Source organism: Sphingobacteriales bacterium, from assembly GCA_012517435.1.
Lineage (GTDB): Bacteria > Bacteroidota > Bacteroidia > CAILMK01 > JAAYUY01 > JAAYUY01.
The window spans coordinates 1-11,741 of sequence record JAAYUY010000037.1; the positions used below are offsets into that span (position 1 = coordinate 1).

Consider the following 11,741-nt stretch of genomic DNA (forward strand, 5'->3'; position numbering starts at 1 on the left):
TAACAATAACATGCCATTTCATTCGCTTTTTGCTTTTTTAAAAAAAGTGTAAAGGTAAACCTTTTGCCCCGATAATAAGCTTATTTTTGTCCCATGGCAGAAATGCTCCAAAATATCTTGCCTGTTTACCTGATATTTTTTTCAGGACTAATACTCCGCTGGACTCATGTCCTTTCCCAAACTGACGGTGAACGAATGTTGAAATTCATCTTCTACTTTACTTTGCCTGCCCTTGTGTTAAAAACATTATCAGGTATTCAGCTGATTCCGGCTTTGTTCTGGCTGCCTTTCGCATCTGCCGTCATCATCCTGCTGTCAGGCATTCTGGCTTATTATTCTTCCCGACTTTCTGGTCTGTCAGCTTCAAAATCAGGTGTTTTACTAACATCTTCCATGATTATGAATATCGGATTTACCATTCCTTTCGTCCATGCTGTTTGGGGTGAAAAAGGGCTCGGATACCTGTTTATGTTTGATTTTTCCAACGGGATAATGGCATACAGTGTGGTGTATTATATTGCCTGCCGGCATGGTGAAGATGCGGGAAATTCAGGTAAAATCTACAAAAAAGTTTTCACTTCTCCACCAATTTGGGCACTATTGATTGCTTTAACGCTCAATATTTCAAACATACAACTTCCGCATGCATTGTTATCCTTTCTTGATTTCAGCGGTCAAATGACCATCCCTTTGTTTCTGATTGCTTTATCTTTGTTTTTTGCCCCTTCCTTTTCTGACTTCCGGGATCTTTTAACAGGTATTTCCCTTCGTATGGGATTTGGCTTTTTATTGGGTTTATTAATGATTGCAATATTACCACTTGATCCTCTTGCGAAAATCATTCTGATAACCGGAGCTTCATCACCTGTCGGATTCAATACACTCACTTTTGCCTCACTGGAGAAACTGGATACCCGCTATGCCGCAAATCTTGTCTCCTTCTCAATTTTACTGGGAATGGTGCTGGTTCCTTTATTATTATTGTTTTGGCGTTAAGGTCCTTTGGTTAATCAATCAATGTAATCCATCATCACATGAATCAGCTCTGTGTTTTATAAGGATTCGTATCGCCTGAAGCTACATTCTGCTGAAAATGTTTTCAATTCTTATTGTTTATTGCTACTTTAAAATTTTTCTTCCTTTACAATTATCTTTGCTCAACTTTACAGAGTCATCATTTATCATAAATACTGTTATGCATTTTAATTCAGGTTCCTATATAACCGCAGATATGGAAGTAGGCAGGATTATTAAGGAAAATCCGATCCTGTTATTGGTGCTGGAGAATTTTGGAATTTTTCAAATGAAAAAGAATCAGACTTTTGAGGAATTATCTATCGAAAATCAATTAAGTCCGGAATTATTGGTACTGATTTGCAACTTACACTCAGGTTATTATCTGGACAAAGCTGATCACTTACCCAATGAATCTTTGAGGCAAATTATCTTTTACCTGAAAAACAGTCACCAATATTATCTGAATGAAAAATATCCTGAAATACGTGAACTAATTAGGGTTTTTGGAGAGAATACAGGAAAGGAGATTTTTAATATTATTGAAACCTATTTCATGGAGTATTTCAATGATGTAAAAGAACACATTGCCTATGAGGAAAAAATTGCTTTTCCATACTTCTTTTCACTTTTAGACAAGCAAAAAATAAGTTATAAAAATTTTTCAGTCAGATACTATAAAGAACATCATACCGATATCGAAACCAGCCTTGAAGCACTTAAAGATATTATCCTCCATTATATTCCACTTGAAAAACCATTACCCGTGAGGCGAAAGCTGATGATGATGCTCAATGAATTAGCTTTTGAATTAAAAATTCACTCCCTGATTGAAGATATGATATTAATTCCTTTAACAGAAAGAATTGAAAATGGAGGGAATGAGCAATAATAAATACCTGACTATCGGAATAATTGAAGATTCGGATATCATCAGGGAGGGCATTCAGAATTTACTTCAGAAATCAGGGCAAAATATTGTTACTATCCTGATAAAAGATATTGACAACCTGAATATACATGCCAACCGGCTTAAACTTAATATTATACTGATAAATACCAGTCTGATTATCAGCCGCCTGAAGCAGGTCAGAAATGCAAGGTTATCCCAGCCCGAGCTTAAATGGATCGGTTTACAGTCGTCTTTTCCCGGAAAAGAAATTTTATCCTGTCTGGATGAAATCATTTACCTGGATGATACGGCTGAGATTATAACCAGAAAAGTAATAAGATTTGCCCATTCTTCAGAGAAAAATAAAACGGCCCCGCTGAGCAGCAGAGAGACCGATGTATTGCTTGAAATGATAAAAGGATACTCAAACAAGGAAATAGCTGAAAAACTGAATATCAGTATTCATACTGTCATGACTCACCGCAAAAATATTTATGCTAAAACCGGAACACGAAGTCAACCGGGATTGACAATATTTGCCTTGACCCATAATATTGCTTCGATTGACAATCTGAAATAATTCCTACCACCTATCAGGTATCTTTTTTCATCAATATCATTAGTTTTAGGTATTGGTTCAAATTATCAGACAGCTGATTTTTGCCGGTAAACTTAATTATTCACTACAATGAGAAGATTTGTTTTAATTTTATTTATCATCTTACCTATCTGGCTGTCAGGACAGAAAAAACAGGACACCACTGTGGTATATAAAAATTCCGTTGAACAAATGCTTGAAAATGACGGGAAATTACAATTGGGCGGATATGGTGAGGTTCATTTTAACAAGCCTTATTTTAAAAATTTATACAAGGCATCTCAGCTTGATGTTCACCGGCTGGTTTTATTTTATGGCTATAATTTTTCTCATCATACTCAGTTTGTTTCGGAAATTGAATTTGAATATGCAAAAGAGTTATGGATTGAACAGGCATTTTTACAGCATCGACTTAACAAATACCTGAATTTAAGAGCAGGATTATTGCTCATTCCTATGGGAATCATTAACGAGACTCATGAACCCGTAACTTTTAACGGAGTTGAACGCCCGGTTATCGACAACAAAATATCGCTTTCAACATGGAGGGAAATTGGAACAGGCTTTTGGGGAAGCTTTCTCCCATTTAAAATCAAATATCAGATTTATATTACCGGAGGACTTAATGGATATGATGGTAAAGCTGTTTTTAACGGAGCCAATCCCTTGCGGGATGGTCGTCAGAAAGGTTCAAAAGCTTATACTTATTCTCCGGCTCTTAGTTCAAGAATTGAATATTTTGGCTTTAAAAATCTCCATACAGGTATTTCATTCTATTCCGGTAATTCTCAAAGTAAGCTTTACTCAGATTTAAATAAAGACAGCCTGAGACTAAAAAAAACAGCTGATTCATCGGTAATTGGAATTCGCATGATAGGAGCCGATTTCAGGTATTTCATCAAAGGCTTTCAGTTAAGGGGGCAATTCTATTTCATCAATTTAAGCAATACTGATCAATACAATACTTTTCGTCAGTCCGGCAATACTTTCAATAATCTTGGCAAACAAATAATAGGTTATTATTTAGAGGCTGGATATAATGTTTTACGTCCTTTCCCTGACATTGAATACAGCCTGATACCTTTTTTCCGATATGAATTTTATAATCTTCATCACCAGGTTGAAAAACCGGTTGTTGCAGATAAATCCCTGATGAATACAATTCTGACTGCCGGTATTTCTTTCAGATTAAACGACCATGCCATTATCAAATCTGATTTTCAATGGATTAAACCTGCCAATGTCCATTTTTGGCAAAAATACCTTAATTTTGGATTTGGTGTAACCTTTTAAATCAGCATTTGTGAAATCTGTTTTACTGAAATGTTTAGTTTTAATCTTGTTTTTCCAGTCATTTGCCTTTACATTTAACGGACCTCTAGATTTTCACCCCCGTCAGCTGGATAGAGAAATCCGTAAAATCTATCATACCGATCATTTTCATATTGCGTATTATCCATCTTCAGAAAATCAACCTGATAGTAATACTGGAAAATATTTTAGTATTTATACAGGAAATACTTTAGCAGGTTATGGTTATATCGGTAGGGTAATGAGTTGCCGACAGGGCATGTGCTTTTCAAATTTAAAAAACAGCAAATCTTCTTTTGCTGAGTATTTTGACTATTTTATCCTCTTTGATAGCACCATAAGCATACAAAAGGTTATGGTGTTTAATTACATGGCAAGCCATGGAAATGAAATTACCTCAAACGGCTGGCTTAAACAGTTTATCGGTTACAACGGTAACAACAGTCTGATAGCCGGAAAAGACATAGATGCCATCAGCGGTGCCACTGTGTCAGTTCATGGGCTCATCAATGACGTCATTATCAGAACCTCAGAAATAAAAAAGCTGAAATCTGAAAAGAAAAACTTTTGACAGAGGACTAATGGCTCACATTCACCTTAAAAAAATGATAATTGTCGTTGCTGAATAAGTACAATATGTACAAACCGGCAGGAACATCATTTATCATTATCTTACTGTTTTCCGTATAACCTATCTTAATCAACCTTCCATTTAAATCAAATATCTGATAATCAAAAATTTCTGATGAATTTAGTATTTGCAGTTTTTCGCTGACCGGATCAGGAAAAATCATCAGTTTTTGGTTCTGATCATTGTCTGCCATGCCGGAAGGAGAATCTGTCGAATAAAAAATGGTTATTTTCCCATTATTCTCAGCATAATACATCAACTGCCTGCCATCTTCGAGATTATACCAGGTAAAATCAGTTGAATTTGGACCTAAACTATTAGTTCTTAATTCACTTATTAATGCCACATTATTGAAACTACCTTGTGGAAGGATTAGTTTCCCAAAGCCATTAAAACTTACTGTTCTGCTTCCAGTTTGATAACTGCTGACAGTGGTAGCATTGCTGTAATTGGTTTTTGAATAAGTGTCATTAAAGGAATTTCCATAGGTAAAGGGGAAAATTAATCTTTTATCTGGGTTTTGAAAAATTTCATGCTGGGTTGAAGGTTGATAATCACCCCAACTGACAAAGCTATCACTGTTTAATTGATAATACAGGTAACCTAAAACCGCTGTAAGCATTGGGTCAAACTGAACATAATTACTTGAAGGATAAAGATTCCCATTAGGTGTCAGGGTTGGATCACCATAGACAAAATTTATGGCAGGTGTGCCAGATTGTTGTTTTATACCTGACGCGTCCCATATAACCCCGGTTCCTGTAGTAATCAACATTGTCATACTAAAAGAATTTTTATCTGCAAGCAAAATATGTTGTGTCATTGACAGGCATTTGCTGAAATTGTTATATGTCAATACCTGTGAGTATGTATTTCCTATAATCAGAAAAGACAAAATTAAAAGTAAATTTCTTTTTTCCATATTAACTGTTTTAATGGTTACTTAACACCTATCCCTTCAAAAACAAATGCCCAGCTTTCGGGCTCTTCATCCGGCCTGAGTTTATCTCCAAAACTGTTTAAATGCCAGTTGAATCTTTCATAAACTTTGCTTTCCCCCGGTTTAAGTTTAACGGTGTATTTATCCTGATTTACTCCACTGGCCTGCATGGTAAACTGAATGGTATATTGTTCGGATTTGTTTGTTACCTCGACATAATACCATTTTCCCATAGTAACTCTTTTCTGGAGTTTAATCCTGAAAACAAGCGGCACAGGAGCAATACCTTTTTTGTCCATTTTAACAGATTGCAGGTTTTTATCCAAAGGGTCCGACCATTCTTTTGTTCCATTAGGGAACCTGAAAGCATTACCTGCCAGACTCTGGCTAAAAGCTGTTTGCCCTGCTGTCAGTAAGACAAACAGCAACATTAAATGTTTAAAGTTTTTCATAATGATGATAATTTAAAAGTTAATAAAAAAGTTAATGATACATGAGAGTTAAGTTTTTAGCTTGGCCTTTCACATCCTTTTCTGTTATAGAAATGCCAGTTGATAAAGGTGGCGATAAAACAAAATACCAGCAGGCCGTAAAAGAATCCGTTGGCTTTGGAGGTAGCAGCAATAACAGCTCCGATAATACTTGAAAAAATAAAGGGGCCGTAAGCAGCAATAGCAGCGGTAAAACCAATTACACCGGCAGCCTGACGTTGGTTATGGGCAAAAATAATCGGATATTGACGGAAAGTGGCTGCATTACCCATTCCGGTAAAGAAAAACATGGCCAGCATGATGCCTACAAACAACGGGAATTGTGCCATAGATTCCGGAGCTACCAGATTCATGCTCAGCATAATGACAATGCCCGTTATCAAACCAAGTCCCGTAATAGTTGTCAGAATAGCTCCACCGGTTTTATCGGCAACGAAGCCAAACAAAACACGGCTGGCAGAACCAATCAAAGGGCCATAAAATGCGTATGTCAGCGGGTCAGGAGCACCTTCAAAATTTCCGTAAAGAGCTTTGATCATCATGGGAAAAGCTGCTGACAAACCCGAAAAAGTTCCGAAAGTCAGCAAATACGTAATAGTGCAATACCAGGTGTGTTTGTCTCTGAAAATATCAAATTGCTCCCTGAAAGAAGCTTTTACCGGAACGCTCCTTAACATTAGCCAGCATAAAATTACCAGAATGATTAATATGGGCAAATACCAGAATGAAGCACTCTGCAGGTAAATCTCTTTATCTTTTGCCCCCTTGCAGGAAAGCTGTTCAAGAACATTTTTCGCCACTTTGGGATGCAGTTTTAAAATAGCTCCTGCTTTGGCTTTCTCAGGCAAAGAGGCAAAAATAAATCCTTTATTATCAGCATTTTTGATGTCTATGCCTTCCATTGCTTTTTTGTCAATACCGGCAAATATTTTTTCCTGAATATCAGCATTCAGTTTATTAAAATCAGCAGCCAGTTGATCATGATTAACTTCGGTAAATGAAGCAATCACTTCTTTTTTATCAATTTTAGTGAAAACCTGAGAGGCACCCAGCGTGGCAATGCCAATCATTACAGGAGTCATAAACTGTGCAACACTGACACCAAAATTGCCAATACCGGCCTGAATACCCAGCGCAGTACCAATCATTTTTTTGGGAAAAAACAAAGAAGTTGAGGGCATATAGGATGAAAAATCGCCTCCGCCAAAACCAGCAGTAAGTGCCAACACAATAAATACCCAGAACGGTGTTCCCGGATTCATGACAGCCAGTCCGATGCCGATGACCGGAATTAACTTGATCAGTGTGGCGATGGTAATAGTGTGTCGGGTACCAAAAATGGGAATTAAAAACATGTGAACGAGCCTCAGTGTTCCGCCTGCAAGACCGGGCATTGCCGCCAGCCAGAACAATTGTTTGGTGGTAAAATTAAATCCTATTCCCGGTAATTTTGTAACAATTGCACTCATCATAAACCAGGTGGCAAATGAAAACAAGAGTGTAATGGTGGTGATTGTAAGAGTCCGCCATGCAATTTTCTTACCTGTTGATTCCCAGAACGATGGGTCTTCAGGTGTCCAGTTTTTTAACCATGTTGTCATATAATTCATTTTAAGATTTTCTGTCAAAATCGCCAGCAATTTCAGGTGCGGCTTCCTTAGTCAGTTTTTTTACAGTTGAACGCATCCATAAATGACAGGCAACCGAAAGAACCAGCATCAACATCCAGCAGCTTGTCCACAAACCTGTCCATTTCAGGAGATAACCGAAGAGTATCGGGCAGATAAAACCGCCAAGGCCACCAATGACACCCACCATTCCGCCTACCACACCGACTTCGTTCGGAAAATAATCAGGAATAAATCTGTAAACCCCTGCTTTCCCTATTCCCCAAACAATACCGATGAATAGCACAAGAAAAGCAAAAATCCAGAGGTTGGCCTGAAAATATATTCTTGTTACTCCTTTTGCAAGCAATTGTTTCTTTTTCACTACATCTCCCGTTTTAACGACTGGTTCCTGCCATTGGTCTTTTGTGGGGAAAATCAGGAAATTTTCATCATAATTCTGATTTAATCCGCTTTTGCTTAAAACTTTGTATTGCTTTACATCAACCCTGATGTGTGTATCGCTGACTTCTCTGACAATTCCTGAACGGGCAGCCATGATGCCTTTTCCCGGGGAATAAATCTCCATTCTCGGAACCGACAGGAAAAAGGAACAAAGCATGGACAAAACAAAAACCCAAACCATCACCTGACGTGCCCCCCATTTGTCCGACATCCAGCCACCCAATGCCCTGATGACGCCTGATGGTAGGCTAAACAAAGAAGTTAACAGTCCGGCAATGACAAGAGAAGCACCGTAAACATTTACAAAATAAGGCATTAGCCACTGGCTGAATGCCACAAAACAGCCAAACACCAAAAAATAATAAAGCCCGAACCGCCAGACCCGTATGTTTTTCAATGGTTGTAAAAGCTGGCGTGTCGTACGGTTTTGAATGGCATGTTTTTTATTTTCGGTAAAAAGCACAAATAAAATTCCCATGACAACCAACACGAGGGCATAAAGTTTTGGCAACATACGCCAATTCTCGGTAAAATCACCGCTATTGGTCAGAATCTGAAGAATTTTAGGAGCAAGAAGAGTAGTAACCGCAGCCCCTGCATTCCCTACCCCGAAAATTCCCAAAGCCCTTCCCTGCCAGTGTTTGGGAAACCAGACAGAAGTATTGACTATTCCTATAGCAAAGCCGGTTCCTGCCATACCATAACCCAGACCAGCGAGGACAAAATGCCAGTAAGTGGTTGCATAACTCAGCAGAAACATAGGCACGGCACAAAAAAACAGTAAGGCTGAATACACCCATTTCCCACCAAATTTATCGGTCAGCATTCCCATAGGTAGTCGGAAAATCGAACCAGTAAGAATGGGAATCCCCATCAGCCAGCCGATTTGTACCGAATCCCAGTTAAATACATCATTATCTACTAAAAAGGTAATCATGACTCCATTCGACACCCAGACAGCAAAACACACTGTAAAGGCCAGTGTATTGAAAAACAGCATCCGGTGTGATTTTCCAGTAACCTGTTCCTGCATATTATTTCATTTTAAACGGTTTTTCTTATTTTCTTTCTGTCCCAGTTCCAGACAACCACCTGATAGCTACGCCACAGATAGGTAAAAGGAAATGCAATAAAATGGAAAAATCGGGTAAAGGGAAACATGCCCGTGATAAGAAATGCACTGACCACATGAATTTTAATGGAAAGTGACATGGTGGAAATAGCTGTGGAGTCAGGGGAAAAACGGAAAATGGAATACAGATAGGGAGTCAATACGCTGGCAAACCAGGATGAACCCCAGCGGTTAAAATATGCCACCCATAGCCCTGAAATCACCTGCACCAGCAATACCAGATAAACGGCTATGTCCATTCCGGAGGCAACTGTAAGCAGACGTTTATTATTTAATCTCCTGATTATTAACAAAATAAGTCCAGTTAGTACAGCCAGTCCGAAGGCAAAGGCAGAAACTTCCAGAATAATCACCCTGACTGGTTGATTGTTCCATGCCAGCACACTGCGTGGAAATAAAAATGCCGTCAGGTGGCCAAAAAACAGGAAAACAAGCCCATAATGAAATGAATTGCTTCCCCAGAACAAGCCTTTATATTCGAGAAACTGGCTCGAGAGGGAGGAAACCTGATACGACTTGCTGAAAAAGCGGTAAAACGAACAGCCAATCATTACGAAGAGTGCTACATAAGGTAACACATTAAAAAACAATAAGTTACTCATATTCAACTTTTTCTTTTTTTCTGATGACAAATTGTTCAAGTGTGCAATGCCCGAAATCATCTTTCAGAATGTTTTCGAGCAGATAAAAAAGCTCATAATAGAAATTATCTGTAGTGCTGAATTTCAGGCATATTTCACTAACTGCCGGTAACAAAAGACACCATGAAAACTCTTCCCTGAAGTCTTTCTCCAGTTTTGGAAGCAGCCGTAACACATTTGGCAGATGGTCGGCTAATTCGACTCCACAGTCATTCCCTGCTTTAATTTGCTCCGATTGCATCTGCGATAAAAATATATTGCGTTTATAATCTTCGCCAAATAAAACAAAGCCTATGTCGAGGCTACTGACAGCATTTAACAGGAAAGTGTTCAGATAATACTCTTCCAGTTCGTGCAAGCTCAGTTTTTCTGTTGCTGAGGCATATTGCTGAACCAAATAGCTATACTGCTGAAAATCAGCTTGTACCGCATTAAGAATTTCCTGTAGTCTGGTTCTGAAATTTTCGTTAGGATAATCAAACAATTCGGCCAGTATTTCATAATGACTGTAAGTTTTCATCAATTGATTCTTTTAGGTTTTTCATTAAAGCCAATTCCATGGTTTCCCTTGTATTCATGAACATCCTCAAGCATTTCGATGGCTTGCTCGCGATGTGCTGGCGGAATGACAAAACGGTCTTCCCATTTGGGCAGCGAAGTCAGCCTGAAAATACTGTCGGCCTCTTCATGACTAAGATTGACTTCCTGCATTGCTTTATTGACCATTTCATTATCCAGATCACCTACCGTTGCGTTCCTGCGATGTAGCCTGACAGCATAAAGTTTTTTCAGAATTTCAGCTATTTTTGAGGTATCTCCGGCAGAAAAAAGATTGGCCAGATATTTCAATGGCAGGCGTGTTTCATCCACATTGCCGAAAAATGAAGCTGAATGGGTATTGTAGTGGCCGTTTTCCATCATGCCGATAATGGGCAAAACAGGAGGGACATAGAACAAATTTGGCAGGGTACGGTATTCAGGATGTAAAGGAAGGGCAATATTCCATTCCATTAAAAACTTCCATACCGGTGATTTCTGAGCGCTTTCGATGGTTGAATCGGCAATACCGTTTTCTTTCGCCATACGGATTATTTCAGGGTCAAAAGGATTCAGGTAAAGTTCCTTTTGTTTGTCAACCAGTTGATGTTCTTCGGCCAAAGCATATTCTTTGATTTTGTCGGCATCATATAACAATACACCCAGATAACGTATTCTTCCGACACAGGTATGCATACAGGCTGGTGCCTGACCGGTTTCAAGCCTTGGATAACAAAGCAGGCATTTTTCCGATTTCCCTGCACTCCAGTTGTAATAACTTTTTTTATAAGGGCAGGAGGTAACACACATACGCCATGCCCTGCATTTTTCCTGATTCAGCAACACAATCCCATCTTCGCCTCTTTTGTAAATGGCCCCTGAAGGACAGGCTGCCACGCAGGCCGGATTTAAACAATGATTGCATATCCTTGGCAGATAAAACATCATCATTCTTTCAATCTGGAATATTGACTCTTTTTCTTCCTCCGTCATGTCTTTCAGATTCGAATCCTGCCTGGCAAAATCTGGCGTACCACCCAGATCATCATCCCATGCAGGTCCCATTTTAATATCCATGGGTTTGCCTGTGATCATGGAAATTGGTCTGGCTGTCGGCTGGTCTTCTCCTGCCAGTGCATTCGTTAAGTGCTGATAATCATACGTAAAAGGCTCATAATAATCTTCGATAACCGGCATATTGGGATTGCTGAACAGGGAAAGCAGGGTACCTTTTTTATCATAACTGGCAAGTTTCAGTTCATCTCCTTTCTTTTTCCAGCCACCCTTATAAATTTCCTGATCTTCCCATTTACCAGGATAACCTGTGCCGGGCTTGGTTTCAACATTGTTCCACCACATATATTCTGCCCCTTTTCTGTCGGTCCAGATATTCTTACAGGCTACCGAACAGGTATGACATCCGATACATTTATCGAGATGAAAAACCATTGCGATTTGTGAGCGTATATCCATCTTTTTTAA

Annotated in this window: 12 protein-coding genes; 5 read left to right on the plus strand and 7 right to left on the minus strand. The window is 38.8% G+C overall.

Annotated elements, in window-relative coordinates; translation table 11 throughout:
• Positions 1-93 precede the first annotated feature (93 nt).
• The 5 genes from GX437_02245 to GX437_02265 all read left to right on the plus strand — a co-directional run bounded on the left by GX437_02245 (position 94) and on the right by GX437_02265 (position 4,386).
• Positions 94-996: an AEC family transporter gene (locus GX437_02245; GenBank protein NLJ06469.1), complete on the plus strand. Its 903-nt coding sequence runs from the start codon at positions 94-96 to the stop codon at positions 994-996.
• A gap of 199 nt (positions 997-1,195) precedes the next feature.
• Complete coding sequence (locus GX437_02250) at positions 1,196-1,906, plus strand: hypothetical protein (GenBank protein NLJ06470.1); 711 nt, start codon at positions 1,196-1,198, stop codon at positions 1,904-1,906.
• Entirely contained in the window at positions 1,896-2,486 is a 591-nt protein-coding gene (locus GX437_02255) for a response regulator transcription factor (GenBank protein NLJ06471.1), read from the plus strand. Before GX437_02250 ends, GX437_02255 begins: the two co-directional genes overlap by 11 nt.
• A 108-nt stretch (positions 2,487-2,594) precedes the next feature.
• Positions 2,595-3,797, plus strand: coding sequence for a hypothetical protein (locus GX437_02260; protein NLJ06472.1), 1,203 nt, complete (start codon positions 2,595-2,597; stop codon positions 3,795-3,797).
• Between the two features lie 10 nt (positions 3,798-3,807).
• Positions 3,808-4,386: an FMN-binding protein gene (locus GX437_02265; protein ID NLJ06473.1), complete on the plus strand. Its 579-nt coding sequence runs from the start codon at positions 3,808-3,810 to the stop codon at positions 4,384-4,386.
• A 7-nt stretch (positions 4,387-4,393) separates the two neighbouring features.
• Here the strand turns inward: GX437_02265 and GX437_02270 are convergent, their stop codons facing one another.
• The 7 genes from GX437_02270 to narH form a co-directional block, all read right to left on the minus strand.
• Positions 4,394-5,227, minus strand: a complete 834-nt coding sequence (locus tag GX437_02270) for a T9SS type A sorting domain-containing protein (GenBank protein NLJ06474.1) — start codon at positions 5,225-5,227, stop codon at positions 4,394-4,396.
• A gap of 158 nt (positions 5,228-5,385) precedes the next feature.
• Positions 5,386-5,838, minus strand: coding sequence for a hypothetical protein (locus tag GX437_02275; GenBank protein NLJ06475.1), 453 nt, complete (start codon positions 5,836-5,838; stop codon positions 5,386-5,388).
• A 56-nt stretch (positions 5,839-5,894) separates the two neighbouring features.
• Positions 5,895-7,478 carry a NarK/NasA family nitrate transporter gene (locus GX437_02280; GenBank protein ID NLJ06476.1) on the minus strand — a complete coding sequence of 528 codons (1,584 nt, stop codon included), beginning with the start codon at positions 7,476-7,478 and terminating at the stop codon, positions 5,895-5,897.
• A gap of 10 nt (positions 7,479-7,488) precedes the next feature.
• Positions 7,489-8,982 carry an MFS transporter gene (locus GX437_02285; GenBank protein ID NLJ06477.1) on the minus strand — a complete coding sequence of 498 codons (1,494 nt, stop codon included), beginning with the start codon at positions 8,980-8,982 and terminating at the stop codon, positions 7,489-7,491.
• 11 nt (positions 8,983-8,993) lie between these two features.
• On the minus strand, positions 8,994-9,683 hold the full coding sequence (narI, locus tag GX437_02290; protein ID NLJ06478.1) for a respiratory nitrate reductase subunit gamma: 690 nt from the start codon (positions 9,681-9,683) through the stop codon (positions 8,994-8,996).
• Entirely contained in the window at positions 9,676-10,242 is a 567-nt protein-coding gene (locus GX437_02295; protein ID NLJ06479.1) for a hypothetical protein, read from the minus strand. The genes narI and GX437_02295 overlap by 8 nt, the downstream gene beginning before the upstream one ends.
• Positions 10,242-11,732, minus strand: a complete 1,491-nt coding sequence (gene narH / locus GX437_02300) for a nitrate reductase subunit beta (GenBank protein ID NLJ06480.1) — start codon at positions 11,730-11,732, stop codon at positions 10,242-10,244. Before narH ends, GX437_02295 begins: the two co-directional genes overlap by 1 nt.
• Between the last annotated feature and the right edge of the window lie 9 nt (positions 11,733-11,741).